Here is a 21,528-nt window from a genome sequence, read left to right on the forward strand (position 1 = left end):
TCGTCCCACCCTTGTCATGTCTCCCCCCACTCTCCGCAAATGTCGAAAGACTCCCCATGCAATTGACCCTGTTGCGACAAAAGGCAGAACTCGCCAACGCCGCCCTTCAGCGAGAAATCCTGGAAGGCCGATCGCAGTCATCCCCACAACCGTTCTTTGACGAAACCCTCTGCGACAGGAGCTTGGCACCGCTGCGTTCGACCGGCGTCGAAGTTCTTCAGATCAATGTTGGCAAGGTTTGCAACCAAACGTGCACCCATTGCCATGTGGATGCCGGTCCGGATCGCCGCGAAAGCATGACCCGCGAAACCGCCGAAGCGATTATCGATGTGTTGGCGAAAAGCGATATTCCAACCTTGGATATCACGGGGGGCGCACCGGAAATGAATCCAAACTTCCGTTGGCTGGTCCAACAAGCCAGTCGGCTTGGGCGGCGCGTGATCGATCGCTGCAATCTGACAATCTTGATGGCCAACGGATTCAAGGACTTGCCCGAATTCTTAGCCGATCACAATGTCGAAGTCGTCGCGTCACTCCCTTGCTATTTGGAAGAAAACTGCGACAGCCAACGTGGCAATGGCGTTTTCAAACGATCCATCGATGCACTGCGCCGCTTGAACTCACTCGGCTACGGTCTGCCGGGTTCCGGCCGCACGCTATCCTTGGTCTACAATCCGATTGGCCTTTCCCTTCCGCCGCAACAGGACGAATTGGAAGCGACCTATCGCAGCGAGCTGAAGTCACGCTACGAGATCGAATTCACAAACTTGCACACCATCACGAATCTGCCGATCAGTCGATTCCTGGATGATCTTCTGAAAGCGGACAAACTGGACCAGTATCTGCAAACTTTGATCGACAGCTTCAATCCATTGGCGGTTCCAGGCGTGATGTGCCGCACCATGATCTCTGTCGACTGGCAGGGGCGACTCTTCGACTGTGACTTCAACCAGATGTTGAATATGGAACTCTCTGACGGGATGCCACAAACCATCGAAGACTTTGACCTGGACAAGCTTTCGGACCGGAAAATCATGACCGGTCGTCACTGCTTCGGGTGCACATCCGGATGCGGATCAAGCTGTCAGGGGGCCGTTGTAAAAACCATTTCAAAGGCCACACCACGATGAACGTCAATACCAAGGGTTGATTGCCGCCATGATTCGGATGGCAAGGGAAACATGGCAAGCGATTCCAACCATCGGAAAGACGAGCGCTGAATATCCGATCCGACATCGACTGCCAGCGCCCCAGTCCCCGCTGGTTCAACAACCACCGGGGACGTCATCGGGCCAGAAAAAGGATCGTCGATCTCTGGCACCAAAATCGCCGATAATTAGCGTCGGCTGCGGAATACCCGAGTTCCTGAACAAGAACCGCCAGAACAGGTTGGGCGTGAGCTTGTCGGGTAAGCGACGCCTTGCCATGCGCTCACTGGCATGGAAGTCATCGGTGCCGAGTGGCTGGGCGAGTAACTGCGATGGAACGAAGCGGCTTGGTAAGGCATCGACGCAACGTTGCTATCAACGTGATGCGATGCGGTTACCGTTCCACCACAATTGCCAGAGATGCATCCCGATCCGGCGGTAAACGTTGCCGTCGGTGCTGCAGTGAACGTGGTCGGGCTGGACACAACCGATGGTGTGGAATACGTCGAATGCGTTGTCAACACTTGTGGAGCCGATGCGAACGTGCTGTTGGATGCCGAGCATCCACCTCGGCAAGTCGCGTTTTGCGCATTGGCGTCACTGCCAATGACGCAAGCCGACAATGCTGACAACACGATCACTGAACATTTCCATCCAAATTTCATCTTCAATTCCTAATCGAAAAGGTACGGCCGGGAAACACGAGCGTGCCCCGATCAAAGACTGATGCCGATTGTTCGATGGCATCCGCCGCTTCGATGGGCAGGAAGTCAAACTTCGCGAAATTTCGCGGCGTTGGAATGCCGGAACTCGTTACGGTCATTGCACATACAGACGGCTAAATCGACTTCTGGATTCAACGATTTGAATTGTGGCGCACACGGCCCCGTTGGGCGGACCGTGACCACCCGGGGTCAACAGACGCGGAATGTCAAAATCAGATTGATTTCGGACTTTTGTTGTAAGGGTCTAGCGATTCGACCGTCCTTGAAGCGGGCGATCGTTCGCCCTGCTAACTCACTCCATCAACAGGTCGAAAGCCATGAACACAAGTCAAACTCTACGAAACGGGATCAAGCACCAGAGCGTCATGATCGCAGCAATCGCATGCATGTCATTGACTGCATTGGCCCAAACAGCAACGGCTCAATCGGGAACCCGGACGGCGCCAACACGCACGGCGGCCCCCAGCAGTTCGGCACCGGGAAGCGGTACAAAAGCCAACGGGAATGCAGTCGGCCTGCAAGGCTATTGTCCGGTTTGCGTCGTCAACATGAAGAAGTGGGTGAAGGGCAATCCACAGTTTTCGGCAAAGCAAGACGGGAAGATCTATCTGTTCCCGAATGATGAACAAAAGAACGTTTTCCTCAGCGACCCGGCCAAATATACACCGGTACTAGGCGGTGATTGTGTCGTCGCGTTAGTCGAGATGCACAAACGTGTGCCCGGCGACCTGACATTTGCAGTGGCACATCAAAACCGTCTGTACCTGTTCGCAAATGAACAGGCCAAAAAGATGTTCCAAGCGAACCCGGCCAAGTACGAAAATGCAGACTTGGCTTTGGATGGCAAGTGCTCGGTTTGCCGCGTCGAGATGAACCAGGACGTTGCCGGCCAGCCACAATTCACTAGCATCTACAATGGATTGCGTTACCAGTTCCCCGGCCTAGAACAACAGAAGATGTTCGACAACAACCCCGACAAGTACAAAGCTGCGAAGTAGCAAGTCCCCATCGGCGCCGCTGGTGCGTCCGATGGTGCAGTTCTCGAGTCAACCAAAGCGGCGTTCTCCACACCGCCGCTCTGGACCCCAAGGCGGGTTGCAGTCGGCCCATTCGACTCGGCTTATCCGACCGGCCTCGTGCGGATGGATCAAGCGGTTCCACGGATCGGATCACCGATCATGCTTTTTCTTTGCTTTTCGCATTTGTTTCCAAAGTGACCGACCGTTCCGGCGATCAAGTCGGACCAACTGCTGTTGTCGTGTATCGAACGCGATCAACTTTCCCTTGGGTCGCTTGGCGTAGACAAACGGCAAACAGACGGCGACGACCTTGTGAGGTTTCCCTGCTGCACGCGGCAAGTAGCGAGTCCGAACGGGTTCGTCGATTGGTAGCGAAACGCTGGCACAATCCCACAGAAAGGACGGGACTTCAATGATCTCGCTAAGGATGGTGATGTAGTCACCTTTGGCGATGTCTTCGCCTGCGATCCGGGCCGCGACCGTGATCGCGGTTTTGGATGGGGCTTTCGTTTTGGTGTTCATGATTCCGCAAACAGTGAAATTTTGATTCGTGCATATTGGTTCTCCGCTGGAATATGTTCGGGATCACTCGCGGCCGGTCGTATTGGCGAAACAGAAAATCATCGCACGCATTTGGGAGGCTTTCACAATGGGTGGAACAACGCTTGCCGGCGGTTTCGATTCGACGAATGCCAGCGTCTATAGCAACAGAGCTACAAAGTGAAGTCGAGGTTCACGCCGATATGCATCGTTCCTGCAATCAGGCAGATCCGCGATACGGTGATCTGGCATTGAAAGATGCCCGGTCGGCCGACGCGTGCGGCGGAAGTAGCGTCGGAATCACAAAGCGATGCGGAATCGAGTGACGGAATCGAATCCCGCGTTCACGCGTCGGGTGACACTAGATCAACATCCCGCTATCGCCCAAACCGCAGACGAAATCGACAATCCGTCGATACTTTCGGCCCTGGATTCTGGATGACCGAAAGTCTTGACGACATCCGATACGAAATGAATCACAGCGTTGGCGCGATCACGCTAACACATTCGAAAATCCAGTGAATTGCGAAGAATCTAGCCCGAGACGGCGCCGCCCAGCCAGGGTCAATGGGAATTGCTTGGGGATGCGATTTGGGGTCAACTGTGCAGCCGCGGACGATCCCAAGGTCCGTGTGCCTGCACCGACGACAATCCGAATCGAGTCCGATCTTTGTCTCGTGATGGCAACGATGTTTTTTCCTCCTAATGCTTGCCGCAACTTCCATGGTCGAATCCAATTCGTTGAAGCCAAACACCTTCTACATCGAGGTCTCTGGGGCCGGGCTTCCCGAAGTGGACGGCCTGTTCGTTCCCTCCACCGCGCCACCGACTGAGTCGGAATCGGGGACGATCTCAAGCCTGGGTTATTGGAACGGCAAGATGGCATGGGATCGGGCTGATGGAAAATCGGCTAGGAGCCCTGCCCTTTCGTACTCCAACACGTATCAGTCTTGGCGAATCTGTCGACTGGACGGACATCTCGCTTACGACGCAACCTGCGACGACGACATGCCCCCGACCAACACACCATGGCATGTCTACAAAAAGGGAGTGGAACCGGCGCCCAAAGTGGTCGTCCATCACTTCGATCCTCGCCAACCCTGTCCCGCCCCCAACGTCGTGTTCGTGCTGGGAGGTCCCGGCGCGGGAAAAGGCACCATGTGCGAATTGGCAGAGTCTCAGCTTGGCTGGACTCACCTTTCCACGGGCGAACTGCTTCGTGCTCAGCGCGAATCGGGAGGCCCTACCGCGGATACGATCGAACGCATCATCGCCGCGGGCGATCTGGTCCCCAGCGATATCGTGGTGAAACTGCTTCGTGATGCGATGGAAACGATCACGCGAACCACGGGAAAAAAGAACTTCCTGTTGGATGGGTTCCCACGTTCGGATTCGAACTTGAATGCATGGAACGACGCATTTGGTCAACAGAGTGAACTGCCAAAAATGCTGTTCTTTGAATGTCCATTCGATGTACTGCAGCAGCGAGTTTTGGCGCGTGCGAAGTACACAGGGCGAGTGGATGACAACGTCGAAAGCCTGAAATCCAGGTTCGATACCTTCAAGGCCGAGACTTTGCCAACGGTTGCACGGTTCAAGCGTCAAAACAAGTGCATCGAATTTGACACCAGCCAAGACCGCCAAACGGTCTACGCGATGTTCTGCGAACACCTGGCCGAGTTCACCGATGATACGCTGGCGTCGAAACCGTTGTCCGAAAGAGCGGAAATGCTGCTCGGGCTGAGGCCATTCCCCCAGTAGTCGTCCCGCAGACGTCGCTTTGCAGACGTCAAGCTGCAAACTTCATTGGCCAAGATTCACAGGCCATCATTACCGATAGGCATCACCGATAGACGCGCTGTCCGCTGGATCCCAGATCGGCAATCCGATCGGTGCGACAAGGTTGTCGCACCGAAGTGAACATTCCTCGGCATCCCCGATGCGAACCCGCGACAGTCGATTCACGACCGTCGCAAGATCGCATGGATGACGATGGGTTCTACATGTCGATTTCGTAGCCCTTGCGGCTCTCGCGACTCAGGAACGAATTCGCTTCGTCGTCACCAATGATCTGACGGGCGTTGGGATCCCAATTCAGGGCGCGTCCCAGACGAATCGAGATGTTCGCCAAGTGACAGGTTTCTAGCATTCGGTTGTGGGACCAAACGTCCGAGATCGGTTGCTTGCGAGACTTAATCGCTGCGACGAAGTTGTCGGTATGGTTTTTACTAACCGGGCCGCCGTAGACTTCCTCCACGGCCCCTTCGGGCAGCGGATTGGATTCGAGGTCTTCAACCGGTTTGCCGGCCAACTTGCCACGATTGACAAAGAAGCGTCCCTTCGTGCCTTCGAACAAAATCCCATTGTCACCTTCGCTGGTGATGACCATCGGAATGTCGCCGGGCATGTTGGCAAGGATTTCGAACTTCGTTGGCGAGTTGTACTGGTCGTTGACAGTCGGATAACCATCTTTGTAGTCCACCGGCAATGAAAAGCTTACCGGCGTAACCTTGTTCGGTCCGGTGTCGCCAGCCCCCAATGCCCAAGTCGCAATGTCGACGTGGTGAGCACCCCAGTCATTCATCTGACCGCCGGAGTACTCGTACCAGTTCCGCCATGCGTAGTGACAATTCGTATACAGCGGTACGCCGCCGCCGTAGCCTTCGCGCATCTCTGGCAATGCGCGGTAGTCAACCTTCGGTGCAGGGCCAAGCCACCTGTCCCAATCGAGTCCCTTAGGAACTTCGATAGCAGGGATCACGGGCGATCCTGTCGCGCCGTTGATTCCGCAGGTGACCTTGCGAATCTCACCGATGCGTCCGTCGCGGATCAACGCGATCGCTTTCAGAAAGCGTTGATCGTTTTCACTACGCTGCATCGTTCCAACTTGGAACACACGGCCGGTTTGCTTGACTACTTTCTCGATCAGTTTGCCTTCGTCGATCGTCAGTGTCAGCGGCTTTTCACAGTAGACGTCTTTGCCAGCCAACATCGCTTCGACAGAGATTTTCGTATGCCAATGGTCTGGCGCACCGATCATGACTGCGTCGATGTCGTCGCGTTCAAGAACCTTGCGATAGTCTTTGTAACCGTCCGCCTTTTTGCCGGTCTTCTTTTCAAGCTTTTCAAGATTCTCGCCCAGAACGGTTTCATCGACGTCTGCAAAGGCGGCGAAGTCAGCGAATGGGGTCGATTTGTTGGTGATCGTCCAGCCCTGGTTCCGCAAACCGATCGTAGCGAAAACAGGACGGTCACTTGGGGCCGGAGCCCCCAATACGCGGCCGGCGGATGACATCATGACGCCGGCTGACCCGGCAGCGATGCTTCCCAGAACTTGACGGCGGGAAAGATTCAAAGGAGCGGACATACATCTATCTCGTAAATATTTGCGTGGTGGGTCGGACATGCGCTGAACACATCCCAGGAATCGCTATCGAAGCGTCCCCGGAAGACTAGTACCCCAGTATAAACCAACCGCAATCGCCGCGTGAGTCCGACTGCAGCGGAAAGCCTGCTGTCCAGCCTGGGCAGCGTTTTTCGCTTAAAAACCGTGTCCGGCGAAAGTCGCACGCGCGGGGGCGGACCGAGAATCGTGCTAGGCCAGCCTGGATCCGTTGCTGACCGGCTTGTCGGGTACCGCCAAGATGACGGATCCATCTTCGCGGTAGAATCCAACGATCAAGAACTCCGACATGAACGGTCCGATCTGTTTCCGCGGGAAGTTGATCACACCAATGACTTGCCGACCGACCAATTCTTCTCGGGTGTAGTTGACCGTGATCTGGGCACTGGTGCGCCGCGTCCCGATCAGGGGTCCGAAGTCGACCGTGATCTTGTACGCAGGCTTGCGCGCCTCCGGGAAACTTTCCACCGACGTGATCGTCCCCGAACGCAGATCGACATTTTGAAAGTCTTGCCAACCGATGATTCCAGATTCGGTCATTTGTTCCAACGGTTCACGAGTCGAGTGTTTTCCAAAACGTCAATCACGGCGATTTCTCGCAGCCAAACGAAACGTGTTCTACCCTAAGCAGGACTGTGGTGTCGCTTGCCTTGACATCGGAAGTCGCTCGGATCACGACGCATGGTGCGGCTGATGAACTGTTCTTAGAATGGACTGCACCAAGTTGTAAACGCCGAAGTTATTCACATTCACCCCTCTAGCCGGACAATTGACCATGGCCGCGTCAAGCAAACGTACGCTCGACTTCCACTCCGGCGATGAAGTGATCGCAGAGATCCAGCGACTAAGGACCGGGGGCTACACCCAAACGAAGAACTGGAACCTGACTCAGGCGTGCGAGCACTTGACGGCCACGATGACCGGCGGGATGGACGGGTTCGGATTTCGGCTGCCGTGGATCCTGCGAGCCACAATCATCAAGTGGGTTTGCAAGCGAATGTTGCGAACCCGAAAGATGACAAGTGCACCGACACTGAAACGACTGAAACCGACGTCCCCAACCGGTCCCGACAACGATGCGATCATCGACGACTGCATTGCCGCGATCAACCGAGCCAGCGAATTCCCGGGACCGTTGATCGACTATCCATTCCTTGATGATTTCGACGTCGAAGACTGGCGTCAATTCATGTGGATGCACGCCAGCCATCACCTGGGATTCCTGATTCCAAACAAACCGACCGCATGATCCACGCCACCGTTCACTGGACGAACCATGCCGATGACTTCGACAAGCATCGTTACAGCCGTGCGCACACTTGGATGTTCGATGGGGGTTTGCAAGTTCCAGCGTCGTCGTCCCCCGATATCGTGGCGGTTCCGATGTCGGACTCTAGCGCCGTCGATCCCGAAGAAGCGTTCGTGGCATCGCTGTCTAGCTGTCACATGCTGTGGTTCCTTTCGATCGCCGCAAAGGCAGGCTTTGCGTTACAAGACTATCGAGACCAAGCAGTTGGCGAGATGAAGTCCAACGATGACGGAAAACTGTCCATCGCGATCGTGACGCTGCATCCAGTCATCACCTGGTCAGGCACCACCGTACCAACGGCCAACGAAGTGCATCAGATGCACCGGCAAGCCCATGAGGAATGCTTTATCGCCAATTCCGTCAAAACCGAAGTCCGAATCGAATCTTGATTCGCGACCTCGGCCGGTCCGTTTGCCGAACGCGGGTGCAATGGACGCTATCGGCTTTGCGGTCGCGTAACGGGCGACGACACGTTCCGTTCGTTGCGGCTATTCCTTGTACGCCAGCAGACGCAGTGCGTTGAAGACGACGACCAGTGTGCTGCCTTCGTGAAGCGCAACCGCCGGTCCGATGTTCAGTCCCAAAATCGTTGCGGGAACCAGGAAGGCGACCATCCCCAGACTCATCCACAAATTTTGACGAATGATTCGACGTGTGGCCCGGCTGAGTCCGATGGCCAGCGGAAGCAGGTCCAGGTTGTCGGCCATCAACGCCACATCGGCCGTTTCAAGCGCGACGTCGCTTCCTGCGGCCCCCATCGCGATCCCAACCGATGCCGACGCCATTGCGGGGGCATCGTTGACACCATCGCCAACCATTGCAACACCACCTTCACTGTGCAGCTTCTTGATCTCGTTGACCTTATCCTCGGGCATCAAGTCGCCAAGCGCCTCGTCCAGGCCCACCTCCTTGGCAACCGCATCGGCGACCTGTTGATTGTCGCCAGAGATCATGATCATCCGTTGGATGCCGAGTTCACGCAGCCGCGCGATCGTTCGCTTAGATGCCGGACGCGGCGTGTCCATCAACCCGATCACGCCAAGGTACCGCTCACCACGGCGGACGATCATGGTGGTTCGACCATTCTGTTCCAGCGATTCGACGATCGTACGAAGCGTGTCGGGAATTGGCGTTCCATCGATTTCTGCGAATAGATCGTCTTTGCCGATGTGAACAACATCGCCCTCGACGGTCGCACGAATTCCGCGCCCAGTCATGCTGTTCAGATCGGAAGCGACTGGAACTGTCTCTGCCCTTCCCTGCCCTGCCTCGGTAAGCCTGGCCCGTCCATCGCGGACGACCGCTTTGGCCAATGGGTGTTTGCTAAGGTCTTCAACTGCGATGGCAAACCGCAATAGTTCGGATTCGTCGACGCCTTCGGCGGTGCAAACGTCTGTCACCTTGGGTTCGCCTTCGGTCAATGTCCCTGTCTTATCGAACGCGATCGCGTCAAGACTGCCCAAGCTTTCCAATGGGCCGCCGCCCTTGACCAGGATGCCGCCGCGTGCCGCCCGGGCGACGCCGCTTAACACGGCGCTGGGCGTCGCAATTGCCAACGCACATGGACTCGCTGCGACCAGAACCGCCATCGCACGGTAGAACGAATCGCTGAAACTTTCGTCGATGACCCAATGTGCGAACATCAACAGCACGACACCAGCGATCACCGTCGGAACAAAGTATCGCTCGAACTTCTTGGTGAACTTTTGGGTCGGTGAAACTCGCGTCTCGGCTTCGCTGACCATTGCGACGACGCGAGCGAGCGTGTTTTCCGATGCTGTTTTGGTAACTTGGATCTCCAGCGAACCAGACTGGTTGATGGTGCCCGCGAACGCCCGGTACTTTGCGGAAAGCGATTCTGGATCAGCGGCCGCCGCATCCACATCGTCAACCGGTACTTTATCAACAGGAACACTCTCGCCCGTGATCGGTGCTTGATCGACGCTCGATTGCCCAGCGATCACAAAGCCATCGGCCGGGACTCGTTCGTCGGGTTTGATGACGACGACATCCCCCACGATCAACGCATCAACGGAGATTTCCGATTCGGTTCCATCGCGGCGAACTCGCGCGGTTCGTGGTGCCAGTTCGGACAGAGCTTCGATCGCGCGCTTTGCCCTGCCCATCGCGTAGCCTTCCAATGAGTGTCCAAGGCTGAACAGGAATAGCAACAACGATCCTTCCGCCCAGGCCCCCAGCGAGGCGGCACCGCCGGCGGCCACAATCATCAGAAAGTCAATTTCGAACTTACCTGCACGGATCTTTTCAATCGCCTCGGTCACCGTGTAGTAACCGCCAGAAACATAGGCGGCGACATAACATCCGAGAGCTACCCACCGATCCCATTGTCCGAACGTTTCGATCAGCCAACCGACCAATAGGAACACGCCGCACAAAATCGCGAAGATCATTTCGGACTTGGGCCCAAAGATGCCACCGTGAGCATGGTCGTGTCCGCTGTGGGAGTGACCGACGTGAGGGTCAGCGACACTTTCCGCGTCGCCAATCCAATCGTTCAGCGCGGTAGCGATCACCGCTTCATTGGTCGCTTCCTTGTCATATTCGACACGGACCGCACCGTCCGGGGAAACCACCGCCTCTAGGACACCATCGATGCGTTCTAGACGCGACTCGATCGCAGAGGCGCGGCGGGCATGCGTGGGCCGCGACTTGCTAATCCAGTGACCGTATCGTTGATCCAGTTCGACACCGGCACGTTCGGCCAGTTCACGCACTTGGCCCGTCGAGACGACACTGGGATCGTAATGAATGCAGATCCGGCCAGGCCGATCTTCGTCCGCCTTGATCGCGTGCGCCAAGTCGATCCCGGCTTTGGCTGTCAACAAATCGGCGAGCCGTCCGATGCAGGAGTCGCCCGGGTCGGACACCGTTGGCAAGAGCAACGCGAGCTCGATTTGTTCGGTTTCCATTTCGCTCTTCCCTTGCCCTAAGATGCACGACAATGAATGTTTCTCCCTTGCGTAAATGGGCTTTCAGCCGCAAAAGCGTAACGCGCCCGGATAGCGGTGTTCAAAATGCAACAAATCCGACGCCAAGATGTTGCTGGTATGGGCGTCCTAAAATCTGGCCAGCTTTGGATCGCCGCAGCAGTGGACCGATCCATGCCACTCGGTTCGCAGTATAGCGCATGTGCCAAGATTTAGATCGGGCACCAGGACGTTTGGCATCACCCTGTGTCTCGCGTACACCGCGTCTCGAGTACACCACCGCAGCCATCATGCCGGCCGCCCAGCTGGGACTCTTGGCCTGCGTCGCAACGAGCAACGGACCCGCTGGCGGTGGACGGAGCCGGCGATATGCGATCCCCACGACGCAGGAACTTTTGCGCAAATTGGGTTGCCCGGCTATCGGGGAATCCCACATCGATGGCGGAACGATCCGAGCGATCGTGGTTAGCCTTTGGCCACCACACACTGGGCCGCGATTTTAATCCCGCTGGCGACGCCCTTCGCGGGATCGGTGGCGAGCACCTTGCCGCGCACCGGAGGGCCCCTAAGTCATGCCTGTACGAGAGGTAGCCAGCGCAACCGAATCTTTGGGAACCGCTCGGTGATGACCACCGCGAAGGTACGTCGTGATGTAGAGAACGCAGTGGAGGTGTGTCGTCGTATGCGGAACGACCCATTGGGCCTGAGCTGCGGTCGTGAAGGCGACGACGACAACGGCAGCCGAAAAGAATTGTCTGATGGAACCAGACTCCTGACGCCAAGCGATGATCAGGGGCAATCATGATCCGACGAACCAATCACACCGCCCATCCCAACGCAGCACGACACCCCACCGGCGGGGCTTGAGCAAATCATCTTGCTGTCATCCGAGGCCGAATGTTGTCCGATTGAACACGCGTTGGCGTCTGCCTGACGACACTCGAAAAGCCGGGTACGCGGAATGGATCGCAGATGACGGTTGGCACGCCTTGTGCGATGTAGCAGTCTCGGCGGCACCCAGCCGCGAACCTCCCCCCGATACTGAAGGATCGAACAGAATGAAACGTGCTTTCGCAATCGCTGCCATCGCAGTAGGCCTTTTCGCCATCACCCAGGACAGCGAAGCCACAGCCGCCGACTATTTCCACGGTGGCCACGGCGGACATCATGGCCATCACGGCAGCTACCAAGCTGGCTACCAAAGCGGATATCGAGGTGGCTACTCACCCGCCCCCGTACAGGCATACCATGGCAGGCCAGGATATTCAGCGAACTATGGCAGCCAGCAATATGGATATGGTCAGTCGTACCGACCGCGGGTTCAATCCCGATACGCCCCATCGTATTCCACGCCACAGCATCGCCAACACGGTGGGCTGCATCTTGATATCGGTCGTTTCCATATCCTAGGTGTAGGCGGTCACCATTAGTCACACGCTGCTAGCGTCGATCGTATAGAACCGCGAGGAAGCAATTTGGACGGGCGAGCGAGACTCGTCCGTCCACACTTGCAATGATTACAACGGAATGAAAAACATGCTGAAGAATGACTTCGTCGCGACCGCGGTGCTTGCGCTTGCCACGGCTCTTTCGCAAACGCCCGCAACAGCCCAACACTGGCACGGGTATGACCATGGCGCGCAACACCACGCGAACGGGCACCACGCAAACGGCCACCACGGTTATCCATCGGCAGTGCAGGGTTATTTCGAACCGCACTCCCCTGCCCCCTTCGACGCACAACATCATCACGCGGGTTCCCATTTCGCGGATTCCCATCATCACGATCCAAACGGATTTCACACGCACGCACAAATCCCGAATGCATACGCTGGGTCGATGCAACAGGTTCCCAACAATCGACAGATGCGCGACGGCAATTCAGCTTTTCAGCCGCGCTTTCCCAATGCAGCCGCGGATTCCGCCTACGTCCACGGGCATCAGCCCAACGCAGGCCATGGGCATGATCATGGCGACCACAATCATGACGGACATTTCCACGGCGCGATCGATCCGGATCCAGGATACAGTGCGGACAACTTTGCCACGCCAGATCGCCAACCGATGGCTGCTCCCACGCTGCCAAACCAAAACGGCCCCCCCATCCACAACATGGCACCGATTCAACCGAGGTTGGATGGACCAAGCAATCGACAAGCACCGCAATCGCCTGCGATACCCAACGATGGTCCGGTCATCATGGATGGCCCACCACCAAGCTTGACCGTGGTCGGTTGCCGACCGATTGCCATTGCCTAGCACCGATCGCGCGGTCCTATGCTTCCCGAAGTGCATTGACAATCGGGACGGTCGCCGCTTGGATCGCTGGGGCTAGACCGGCGGCGATACCGACAATCAGTGAAACGATCGTCCCGCTGATCGCCAATCCAATCGACGGTCGAAACGCGATCGTCGCACCCTCTGCCCCGATCGCAAATCCGCCGATTCCTAACGCTGCCAATGCCAATCCGGTTCCGGCGATACCGCCGACCAGGCACAAGAGCGTGCTTTCGGCCAACACCAACCGCATTGTTCGTAGCGGACGAACACCGATCGTTTGCAACACCGCGTACTCTTTGATCCGATCTTGAACGCTCATCACCGTCGTCGTCGCGACCAGCGATAACACCAACCCGACGCACGCGTAGCCTAGCCAGTGCGCGAATCCAATCAGGTCAACCAGATCCGACAGCGTGCTCGCTTGAAACGCTCCCTTTCGGCGAGTTTTGGTCGCAACGGAACCCGATCGAAGCTGCGCGTCAATTTCCGTCGCCACGCGGTCGGGGTCTGCATCATCGTTCAACAGGACTTCGTGCTGGGTGACCAGACCAGCAGCGTCCAAGCCGCGAGTGTATTGAAGAAATGCCAAGCTGGTGTAAATCAAGTTTTCTTCGGATGGAACCGTCGATTCAAAGATACCGGCCACTTTCACCGAAAGATCACCGATGGAAAACTGATCCCCGGCTTTCAATCCGCGACGTTGGGCAACGTTGCGTCCGACGATCGCAGCATCACGCTGGGAAGCGAATTGTTGCCAGCTTCCACTCTTTAACTTAATCGGACGCGTCTTTTCAATCTGCTTTGGATCGGCGCCGTTGAAGACGACGATGTCCAAACTTGCCCGACAGTTGTTTGTCCAAACCTGAATCGGCATCACGTCGCGGACACCAGACACCTCTTTGATTTTTCGTGAGTAATCCTCGGGCAATCGGCTGCTGGTCGGACAGAATCGATTCTCTTGAAACACGATCAAACTTCGGTCCGCATCGGCCCCGGTCGTCAGTCGATGCAATCCTTCTTGTACCGAACCGACAAAGCAAAACACGAACATCGCCACCGCAGCCCCGGTCACGGTCAGCAGCGTTCGCGTTCGGTGACGCCAGAGAGTTTTTAGAACGTAGGTGGTCATGGTGGTCAACAAAAAAACGGCGTGGCAAACGGAGGTTCAAACGTGAAGCGGATCAGCCAAACTTTTGGATTGACACCGAATCGTGGTTGCCAGCCCTGCGTCCCTTTCGGTCTGCTCCGGCGTCGTTGATCGACTCAGACTCGGATTCCAAGAACTTCCCGCGATCGAGCACCAATTGACGCGATGCAATCTTCGCCGCATCGGTATCGTGCGTCACCATCAACAGTGTGATATCCAGTTCCTTGTTCAGCCGTTGCAGCAGAACCTGCACCTGTTCGCTGGTTTCCGTGTCGAGGCTGCCGGTGGGTTCGTCGGCGACAACCACCTTCGGATGCGCCACGATCGCCCGTGCAATCCCTACACGTTGTTCCTGACCACCGGATAGTTGACGCGGATAATGGTCGGCCCGGTCGCTAAGGCCAACTGCCTGCAACGCTAGTTCGACGCGTTGGCGACGCTGGGAAGACGACAGTTTCAACAACAACGTTGGAAGCTCGACATTTTCGTACGCCGTCAACACAGGAATCAGGTTGTGCGTTTGAAAGATATAGCCAAGATTCGCAGCCCGCCAATCGGCAAGCTTGCTACGCGAAAGCTTGGTGACTTCGGTGCCGTCGACGGTGATCGTTCCAGAATCTGGCCGATCGATTCCGCTGACCAGATTCAACAGCGTGCTCTTCCCGGTGCCGCTGGGGCCCATCAAAGAAACAAACTCGCCCGCATCGATGTCTAAATCGATATTGTCCAGTGGCGTGATGGTTTCGTCGCCCTTGCGGAAACTTTTGCTAACACCACGCAGTTCAACCAATGCCATCACTTGACTCCAATCGTTTGGTCATCGCCGGTCACTTTGACTGGCCCATTTTCAGTGACTTCGTCCACTCCGCCTGCGATCAACTTGTCGGTGACATCCAACCCAGAGGTGATCTCGACCAACCCGCCCGCGCCCGCACTGCCAACTTCCACCGACCGCTGCTGAGCCCGTTCATCCGAATCGACGATCCAAACGTATGCACCCGAGTCCCCTGACTGCACCAATTGCTGTGGCACAAACATCCGCTCGGTTTCGGTCGCCTCGCTTCGAGCACTTTCGACCACAGGCGCCAAGAACGTCGCGGTCACAAGCATTTCGGGGCTGACCGTCGATGGTGGATCGATCAATTCGACTTTAACTTCCAACGTGTTCTTTTGAATGTTCGCCGAACTAGTGGTCTGCAACACTCGCCCCTGAATCACACCACTGGACGATGCGGTTTCAATTTCGACCGGTTGCCCCCGAGTCACCATTGGAACATCTTCCAGTCGTACGTCCGCACGAACCTGCAATCGTGCCGGATCGTACATTTCGACGACGGTGCTAGAACTCTGGCCGGCGGTCGAATCCAACCCCATCACGCGAGTTCCAGGTGACGCAACCAACCGCATGATCCGACCATTCATGGGAGACCGAACGACGTTGCGTTCAAGCATCAACTGCGTCTGTCGCAGTTGCAGTTTGGCTTCGTCGCGTAGGGCTTCGGCGGATTGCACTTTGGCCTCCGCTTCGCGGACCTGCCGTGTTTCTTCGACCAACAGTTCAATTTGACGCTGAAGCACGTCAACCTTCTCTGCCAACGCGTCGACTTCTCTTTGCAAATTCGGCGCTCGTTGGCGAAGTTCTTGCAAGGACGCCGCCGCACCGAGGTGGTTGCTTTCCGCCAACGCAATGATGTTCCCCGAAACGGCCCCTCGGGCGGATTGCTTTCTTTGCATGCTGCTTCGGGTGTAGTCCGCATTCGCCTCTGCCGCCTCGACTAGAAACGGCAGCTTCGCAAGTTCCGTTTTGGCTTTTGCGAGCGAGCTTTCGGCATCCGCTAGCTGGACTTTCAGGTGCAACGGATTCGCATGCCGAATCTTTGCGGCATCCAATTCCGCCTGCGCCCGGTTCAGTTCCCCTTCGCGAATCGCAAGCGTGTTATTCGCCTGCTGGACATTCATCTCCGCGTCGATCGATATCAAACGCGCGATCGGTTCGCCCTTGACCACCTGTTGTCCCTCGACCACCAACAACTCCTCAATCACCCCCGGCGCCAGCGCCGCGACGCTAATCGCCGTTGGCCGTGGTTCAATCCAACCGGGTGACTGGAACAAGGTCATTCCGGCTTGCTGAACTTGCGAACGTTTGACGATCACCGGCAACACGGTCACCGATTGCTGTGGCAACAATCGACGGCCAGCAGCGGCACCGAGCAAACCGACAAAGCCCAACAGGATGCCAATGGGCACGACGTATCGAGTCACCCAGCGTTCGCGACGCGGTTTGTGAGACGACGTCGCCCGGTTGGGAGAGCGGTCGAGAGCCAACTGGCTTAGATCGAGTGGAGCGTCAGTCATGTTTACTGCTCGGTTCGGACGAAAACGTTGTTGGCTGCAACCGTCAAATTTCCTTCCTCGTCACGTTTGGCTTTCCCAGTGACGACGACGGTCGACAGTTCTTTGATGTTCAGAATGTTGCGTGCATCTTGAGCAACCGGGTTGCCCGAGTCGTCGACAATCATGACGGTTGCGACGTTGTCCTTGACCTGTTCCTGTGTGCAGCAATAGTCCCACGGTGTCGGACAACCTTCATCGGCCGCACAGTAGGGGACCTTCGGATCCACCACCGTGAACGCAGCGAGCCCGTCCACGAACGGATCCGTCGATCCACCAATGACACCCACAAGCGTGACATCCTGACCGTCCTCAATGCTTTCACGGGCCTCGCCCACCGGCATCGCGCCATCCGGTTCTGACGTAGCCGCATACTGTGAATCAACCGCCGCCGCCTTGCCAGCTGTGCTAGCGGTCTCGGACTGCCCACAACCTGCTGCGACCAAAGAAACGCTGATCAACATCCAACCAAAAATCATCTTCATTTCAAATTTCCTAATACCAAGGTTCTGTCCACGACGAATACCCGAAACGCGACTAGGAATGCTGGCCCTGGCAATATGCCGGGCCGCATTTCGTCACCCATGGACTATCCGCCCTAAACCGCTTTCAAACTGGTTGCGACTTCTGCTCGCAACGCCTTCAATGCCGGGGGCAACGCACCCACGACACCCAATAACAAACCAACGCCACAACCGATCAAAATTGCGACGCTATCGATGCGTAAGGTGAACGCACCCATCGTGAATCGCACCGCCATGCCGTCTAGCAATGTCAATGCAATCACTCCCGACAACAGCGATCCCGCTGCCGCCAACAGGACTCCCTCTTGAACCAAACTGATCAGGATCGCACGTCGGCGAAATCCAATCGCTTGCAAGGTTGCAATCTCACGGATTCGTCCCGCGACCGCGCCATACATCATGTTCAGTCCGGCAAAGATCCCGGCCCCTGAAACCAATACAACGACGAACCAAGCAAGCAGACGCACCGGCTTGTAGTGCTGTTGTAGCGAGGCGTAATAATCCGTTTCAAGTATCGCCCGCAGTTCCAAATCGGTGCGTGCTTTGCAAAACAATTGAACCTGGCCTGGCGAACTTCCCGGCGATAGCAACATCGCCACCAGCGAAAGGTCCTGACGCTTGGTCGCCGTTTGGAAATCTCCCAAACGACACCAAATCTCTGATTCATAGGCGGCGCCGCCCGCGGCAAAACGGCCGCTGATGGTCCAGGACCGTCCCTCGAAATCGACTTGACTGCCGACCATCATGTCGTCATCCGGCGCACCAAGCTTCGCTGCCGCTAAACGGCCAACCATGACCTCGCCGTCACCGGGCCATCGGCCTTCGATCAACTTGACCGATCGACGCACAAGCGGGGCAGCATACTTCACACCGCGTACCAGCCCCAAACCACCATCGCTGGTGGCCGTCTTCACCCGCGTTCCCAAATACAACTCGGGCGAAACGTGAGTGACGCCAAAGCGTTTCACCGTGCCATCCAGACTGGCCGTGATCAGCGACGGAGTGCGAGCCGCGATGGACGAGTTTTCGATGTTCTCTTCCGAGTTGACCGAATAGACAAGCACCACGTCTTCGTCTCCGCTGACCGACAACGACTGTTCCAACCCACGGATGAATCCCACCACGACGAACACCAACATCACCACCGTCGCTAGGGCGACCAGCGTCAATGCAGTTCGCATTGGCCGCCTGGCCAAATTGCGAACACCGTATTCCCAGGGAAGAAGCATTGGATGAACGATTTCAGGAAAATGAGCGAGGAATCCGACGACGGAGATGGGATCGGGGCAGGAGCACGCGAATGCCCCTTCCCCCCAAAAAATCCCCGTCAAAAAACGTACTTCGGCGACAAGCGGACTTCTAAGTCTTTGGCTTCGAAGTGAACGTACCGCTAGGTGTGATCATCTTGGTGGGCGTCTTGCCGATACTTTCCATGATCTCCCATACGCCCTTCGGGCTAAACCGAACGTTCGGTTTTGGAGTCAAGACGACCGACTTCTTTTCGATACTGCACTGCAACTTGGCAACGCCTTCGACACCTTCAAATCGCTTGGTGATCTTCTTCACGCAACCACCACACATCTCGCCCACGGTCATCACGATCTCGGACTTCTTTGTATCGGCCGCTTGGGCCGATGGATGACCGAACACGGATACCGCCAGCAACACTAGACCGGCCACCAGGCCAGTACTGCGAAACAACTTTGACATGCCAAAAATCCCTTTCGGAAAGGCAACAGGAAACTGCATTGCTGAACCACGCACGACCAATCGCGCGCAGCACCCAGCAACGAAAATAGATAGAAACTAAATCGAGAAGCTACGCGGTCTGAACGATGGCTCGTTCAACTGCAATCAGACGATTGGGACGACCGCGCGGATGCGTCGAAGTGGCTTAGATTAGCCAAGATTGGTGCGCGAGCCGCACATCGCGACCGCACACAAATGGCCCAACCGGGGCACGCGATCGCCGCACAGTGCATTCACACAGGCGAGCCACCGTGACGCTCGAATTCGGGACAAGCAGCAAGCCATCATCTGCTTGATCGGCGGAGTCAGGCAACTCCACATCCGCTTCGACCACCGCACCTTCGCAGATGCAATTTTGGCAGTCGCAATCCCCGTCACATGGTTCAGGGGTGTGCGATTGCTGAGCTTCATCGGCGTGCGAGCAGCAAGAACAGGCTGCGGCCGCACATTCCTCCACCGCCGCCACATTCGCTTCACACGAAATGCAGCGTACCGGACACGCCAACAAATTGGCGATCAACAGCAGGGCAAGGAAAGGAGATTTCATGCTTCCAGCCTAACCCGCCGCAACTATCCAGGCAAGACGAATTGAACACCATCTGCGACACCAATCGGTCCGTCATCCCAAACCAATCCACCAAAGGTCGACCAACGATTGACGCGGCGACCGCTTGGGAACCTTCATTCACGAATCCGCTTTGCCTTTTGGGCAGCTCCGTTTTGGTGCAGCGTGAGCGCGTACGCCGGCCCTTTGGCACGAAGATGGAATTCCAGTTGTGCCTTGACGCCTCGATAGGACCACTTCGTTGGCGAGTCAGCGAAGACCTCTTGCGTCGGTTGGTTCGTGATCCCAACCAACAGCTGATCTCCCTTGGCGGTGACGTCGAAGATAAAGTTGGGTGTCAGTTGGTAGCGGCCAACCAGACGATCAAGGCTGACCTGGCCAGCATCGGCCGCAGGCGGCTGGTTCGGCGTCGACTTGGTCGGCCCAGCGTCCGGCTCCCCGTTCTGAGCCATCACATTCTGGGCCATCACGTTCTGGGCCATCAAATGGGCAATCATTTCATCACAGGCTGTGAACGCTTGTTGTTGCCCGGAGTTTGCAAAGACGATTGCACCCAAATTCGATTCGGGAAAGAGCCAAATCAATGCAAACGCGTTTGTATTGGAACCGGCATGATTCAGTGCGGGCCCCATCGCAGTATCCAGCATGATCCAGCCACTGCCGTACTTTGCACCGGGAAGGTTGTATTCCACTTGCGGATCGTGCAAATGATCAAACGCTTCTTGGGTACGAAGAACAGGCGATGCAGAACCGGCCAATTGCCAGCTTGCATATTTCGCATAGTCTTCGATCGACAGATGAACGGTCCCAGCGGCGGCATAGACGGTCGGGTTCTCGGCACCCACCGATCTCGGGTCGACCGGATCGCCATTTGCGGCCTGATGCCCCCACAACAAAGGCGGCTGGAGCGCTGCCGCCGATTTCATCGAACGAAAGTCCGCCGATCGCATCTCAAGCGGTGCAAACACATGTTTCTTCATCAACGATTCAAACGATTCACCGGCGCGTGTTTCCAGCATCGCCGATGCGATCGCATAACCCAGGTTCGAATACACGAATTTCCCCTGAACGGTTGCAGGGGCTGTCGACAGAGCCCCCTTCAACAAGCTTCTGCGCTCCAGTACCGGCGATTGCTTCTCGCCGAAGAAACCAGCCCAAGCAGTCGCCGAAATGTCAGAAACGTTCGCCGGCAGACCACTTTGATGAGACAACAATTGATCCAGCGTGACCGATTTCAGTTTGGGATGGATATGTTCGTCCGTCGCTTTGGGCCAAACCTCGCCAATCGTTGTTTCCCACTGCATCTTGCCGGATTCCACCAACACAGCGGCCAAAGTCGCCGTCATGGACTTGGTGTTCGATCCGATCGGGAACCGGTCGGTCAACGCAACCATGTCCGACGTCCCCCGTTTACGGTTGCCATAACAAGCCGATTCGACCAGTCCGTCGGTGTTGACCACAGCAGCGGCCATCGCTGGCACATCATGCTTCTGGCAAAGTTCGGCGAGCTTCGCAGCAAGCTGCTCGGATTGCTCCTGCGCAAACGCGGTCAAGCCAAAACCAGAAAACCAACACAAAAAAACGAAAACCGCGGATCGCGACACTGCTTGGATAATCTTCATGGCGAAATCCGAAGTTCAACGGAAGGAGGGATTTTATGGGGCTCAACGGCGGCTTGCTGTCGCCAACCTACTGGTCAGATTGGAACGACTGGCGAACTAGAACGCAAGTTTCGTAGCAGAGCAGCCGCAACTCTAGATCGCCCTGCTCTGCCCTGCTC

Annotated in this window: 19 protein-coding genes; 8 read left to right on the forward strand and 11 right to left on the reverse strand. The window is 56.5% G+C overall.

Annotated elements, in window-relative coordinates:
* The first annotated feature begins 56 nt into the window (after positions 1 to 56).
* From arsS to K227x_RS15580, 3 genes are all read left to right on the forward strand, one after another.
* Positions 57 to 1,130, forward strand: a complete 1,074-nt coding sequence (gene arsS / locus K227x_RS15570; protein WP_145170834.1) for an arsenosugar biosynthesis radical SAM (seleno)protein ArsS — start codon at positions 57 to 59, stop codon at positions 1,128 to 1,130.
* Between the two features lie 438 nt (positions 1,131 to 1,568).
* Positions 1,569 to 1,826 (forward strand): hypothetical protein, encoded by a 258-nt coding sequence (locus K227x_RS15575; RefSeq protein ID WP_145170836.1) that lies wholly within the window; start codon positions 1,569 to 1,571, stop codon positions 1,824 to 1,826.
* Between the two features lie 364 nt (positions 1,827 to 2,190).
* Positions 2,191 to 2,871: a hypothetical protein gene (locus K227x_RS15580; protein WP_145170838.1), complete on the forward strand. Its 681-nt coding sequence runs from the start codon at positions 2,191 to 2,193 to the stop codon at positions 2,869 to 2,871.
* A gap of 171 nt (positions 2,872 to 3,042) precedes the next feature.
* Here the strand turns inward: K227x_RS15580 and K227x_RS15585 are convergent, their stop codons facing one another.
* Positions 3,043 to 3,414, reverse strand: coding sequence for a hypothetical protein (locus K227x_RS15585; RefSeq protein ID WP_145170840.1), 372 nt, complete (start codon positions 3,412 to 3,414; stop codon positions 3,043 to 3,045).
* A 723-nt stretch (positions 3,415 to 4,137) separates the two neighbouring features.
* On the opposite strand from K227x_RS15585, the gene K227x_RS15590 reads away from it, so the two are divergent.
* Entirely contained in the window at positions 4,138 to 5,193 is a 1,056-nt protein-coding gene (locus K227x_RS15590; protein WP_246145832.1) for a nucleoside monophosphate kinase, read from the forward strand.
* Between the two features lie 238 nt (positions 5,194 to 5,431).
* Here K227x_RS15590 and K227x_RS15595 read toward each other — a convergent pair whose 3' ends face one another.
* Entirely contained in the window at positions 5,432 to 6,730 is a 1,299-nt protein-coding gene (locus K227x_RS15595; RefSeq protein WP_391540453.1) for a Gfo/Idh/MocA family protein, read from the reverse strand.
* Between the two features lie 297 nt (positions 6,731 to 7,027).
* Complete coding sequence (locus tag K227x_RS15600; protein ID WP_145170844.1) at positions 7,028 to 7,375, reverse strand: tRNA-binding protein; 348 nt, start codon at positions 7,373 to 7,375, stop codon at positions 7,028 to 7,030.
* A 235-nt stretch (positions 7,376 to 7,610) separates the two neighbouring features.
* Here K227x_RS15600 and K227x_RS15605 point away from each other — a divergent pair, with 235 nt between their 5' ends.
* Together K227x_RS15605 and K227x_RS15610 are read left to right on the forward strand one after the other, a co-directional pair.
* The gene (locus K227x_RS15605) at positions 7,611 to 8,084 is read left to right on the forward strand and encodes a DUF1569 domain-containing protein (RefSeq protein WP_145170846.1); all 474 of its coding nucleotides are present in this window, start codon (positions 7,611 to 7,613) and stop codon (positions 8,082 to 8,084) included.
* Positions 8,081 to 8,533, forward strand: a complete 453-nt coding sequence (locus K227x_RS15610; RefSeq protein WP_145170848.1) for an OsmC family protein — start codon at positions 8,081 to 8,083, stop codon at positions 8,531 to 8,533. Before K227x_RS15605 ends, K227x_RS15610 begins: the two co-directional genes overlap by 4 nt.
* A 99-nt stretch (positions 8,534 to 8,632) precedes the next feature.
* Here K227x_RS15610 and K227x_RS15615 read toward each other — a convergent pair whose 3' ends face one another.
* Complete coding sequence (locus tag K227x_RS15615) at positions 8,633 to 11,074, reverse strand: heavy metal translocating P-type ATPase (RefSeq protein ID WP_145170850.1); 2,442 nt, start codon at positions 11,072 to 11,074, stop codon at positions 8,633 to 8,635.
* A 1,076-nt stretch (positions 11,075 to 12,150) separates the two neighbouring features.
* On the opposite strand from K227x_RS15615, the gene K227x_RS15620 reads away from it, so the two are divergent.
* Both K227x_RS15620 and K227x_RS15625 read left to right on the forward strand, forming a co-directional pair.
* Positions 12,151 to 12,522, forward strand: coding sequence for a hypothetical protein (locus K227x_RS15620; protein ID WP_145170852.1), 372 nt, complete (start codon positions 12,151 to 12,153; stop codon positions 12,520 to 12,522).
* 106 nt (positions 12,523 to 12,628) lie between these two features.
* On the forward strand, positions 12,629 to 13,351 hold the full coding sequence (locus K227x_RS15625; RefSeq protein WP_218933285.1) for a hypothetical protein: 723 nt from the start codon (positions 12,629 to 12,631) through the stop codon (positions 13,349 to 13,351).
* Positions 13,352 to 13,367: 16 nt separating this feature from the next.
* Here K227x_RS15625 and K227x_RS15630 read toward each other — a convergent pair whose 3' ends face one another.
* The 7 genes from K227x_RS15630 to K227x_RS15660 form a co-directional block, all read right to left on the reverse strand.
* Complete coding sequence (locus tag K227x_RS15630) at positions 13,368 to 14,501, reverse strand: ABC transporter permease (RefSeq protein ID WP_145170856.1); 1,134 nt, start codon at positions 14,499 to 14,501, stop codon at positions 13,368 to 13,370.
* Between the two features lie 52 nt (positions 14,502 to 14,553).
* Positions 14,554 to 15,315 (reverse strand): ABC transporter ATP-binding protein, encoded by a 762-nt coding sequence (locus K227x_RS15635; RefSeq protein WP_246145833.1) that lies wholly within the window; start codon positions 15,313 to 15,315, stop codon positions 14,554 to 14,556.
* Positions 15,315 to 16,874: an efflux RND transporter periplasmic adaptor subunit gene (locus tag K227x_RS15640; protein WP_145170858.1), complete on the reverse strand. Its 1,560-nt coding sequence runs from the start codon at positions 16,872 to 16,874 to the stop codon at positions 15,315 to 15,317. The genes K227x_RS15635 and K227x_RS15640 overlap by 1 nt, the downstream gene beginning before the upstream one ends.
* A gap of 2 nt (positions 16,875 to 16,876) precedes the next feature.
* Positions 16,877 to 17,395 carry a hypothetical protein gene (locus K227x_RS15645; protein ID WP_145170860.1) on the reverse strand — a complete coding sequence of 173 codons (519 nt, stop codon included), beginning with the start codon at positions 17,393 to 17,395 and terminating at the stop codon, positions 16,877 to 16,879.
* A 113-nt stretch (positions 17,396 to 17,508) separates the two neighbouring features.
* Positions 17,509 to 18,663 carry an ABC transporter permease gene (locus tag K227x_RS15650; protein WP_145170862.1) on the reverse strand — a complete coding sequence of 385 codons (1,155 nt, stop codon included), beginning with the start codon at positions 18,661 to 18,663 and terminating at the stop codon, positions 17,509 to 17,511.
* A 130-nt stretch (positions 18,664 to 18,793) separates the two neighbouring features.
* Positions 18,794 to 19,144 carry a heavy-metal-associated domain-containing protein gene (locus tag K227x_RS15655; RefSeq protein ID WP_246145834.1) on the reverse strand — a complete coding sequence of 117 codons (351 nt, stop codon included), beginning with the start codon at positions 19,142 to 19,144 and terminating at the stop codon, positions 18,794 to 18,796.
* Positions 19,145 to 19,864: 720 nt separating this feature from the next.
* The gene (locus tag K227x_RS15660) at positions 19,865 to 21,370 is read right to left on the reverse strand and encodes a serine hydrolase (protein WP_145170864.1); all 1,506 of its coding nucleotides are present in this window, start codon (positions 21,368 to 21,370) and stop codon (positions 19,865 to 19,867) included.
* Between the last annotated feature and the right edge of the window lie 158 nt (positions 21,371 to 21,528).

The sequence above is a fragment of the Rubripirellula lacrimiformis genome, assembly GCF_007741535.1.
Lineage (GTDB): Bacteria > Planctomycetota > Planctomycetia > Pirellulales > Pirellulaceae > Rubripirellula > Rubripirellula lacrimiformis.

Bases quoted from the DNA above. Each gene is read 5' to 3' on its own strand.
- arsS (WP_145170834.1), top strand. From the start codon at position 57: ATGCAATTGACCCTGTTGCGACAAAAGGCAGAACTCGCCAACGCCGCC.
- K227x_RS15575 (WP_145170836.1), top strand. From the start codon at position 1,569: ATGCATCCCGATCCGGCGGTAAACGTTGCCGTCGGTGCTGCAGTGAAC.
- K227x_RS15580 (WP_145170838.1), top strand. From the start codon at position 2,191: ATGAACACAAGTCAAACTCTACGAAACGGGATCAAGCACCAGAGCGTC.
- K227x_RS15585 (WP_145170840.1), bottom strand. From the start codon at position 3,414: ATGAACACCAAAACGAAAGCCCCATCCAAAACCGCGATCACGGTCGCG.
- K227x_RS15590 (WP_246145832.1), top strand. From the start codon at position 4,138: ATGCTTGCCGCAACTTCCATGGTCGAATCCAATTCGTTGAAGCCAAAC.
- K227x_RS15595 (WP_391540453.1), bottom strand. From the start codon at position 6,730: ATGATGTCATCCGCCGGCCGCGTATTGGGGGCTCCGGCCCCAAGTGAC.
- K227x_RS15600 (WP_145170844.1), bottom strand. From the start codon at position 7,375: ATGACCGAATCTGGAATCATCGGTTGGCAAGACTTTCAAAATGTCGAT.
- K227x_RS15605 (WP_145170846.1), top strand. From the start codon at position 7,611: ATGGCCGCGTCAAGCAAACGTACGCTCGACTTCCACTCCGGCGATGAA.
- K227x_RS15610 (WP_145170848.1), top strand. From the start codon at position 8,081: ATGATCCACGCCACCGTTCACTGGACGAACCATGCCGATGACTTCGAC.
- K227x_RS15615 (WP_145170850.1), bottom strand. From the start codon at position 11,074: ATGGAAACCGAACAAATCGAGCTCGCGTTGCTCTTGCCAACGGTGTCC.
- K227x_RS15620 (WP_145170852.1), top strand. From the start codon at position 12,151: ATGAAACGTGCTTTCGCAATCGCTGCCATCGCAGTAGGCCTTTTCGCC.
- K227x_RS15625 (WP_218933285.1), top strand. From the start codon at position 12,629: ATGCTGAAGAATGACTTCGTCGCGACCGCGGTGCTTGCGCTTGCCACG.
- K227x_RS15630 (WP_145170856.1), bottom strand. From the start codon at position 14,501: ATGACCACCTACGTTCTAAAAACTCTCTGGCGTCACCGAACGCGAACG.
- K227x_RS15635 (WP_246145833.1), bottom strand. From the start codon at position 15,315: ATGGCATTGGTTGAACTGCGTGGTGTTAGCAAAAGTTTCCGCAAGGGC.
- K227x_RS15640 (WP_145170858.1), bottom strand. From the start codon at position 16,874: ATGACTGACGCTCCACTCGATCTAAGCCAGTTGGCTCTCGACCGCTCT.
- K227x_RS15645 (WP_145170860.1), bottom strand. From the start codon at position 17,395: ATGAAGATGATTTTTGGTTGGATGTTGATCAGCGTTTCTTTGGTCGCA.
- K227x_RS15650 (WP_145170862.1), bottom strand. From the start codon at position 18,663: ATGCTTCTTCCCTGGGAATACGGTGTTCGCAATTTGGCCAGGCGGCCA.
- K227x_RS15655 (WP_246145834.1), bottom strand. From the start codon at position 19,144: ATGTCAAAGTTGTTTCGCAGTACTGGCCTGGTGGCCGGTCTAGTGTTG.
- K227x_RS15660 (WP_145170864.1), bottom strand. From the start codon at position 21,370: ATGAAGATTATCCAAGCAGTGTCGCGATCCGCGGTTTTCGTTTTTTTG.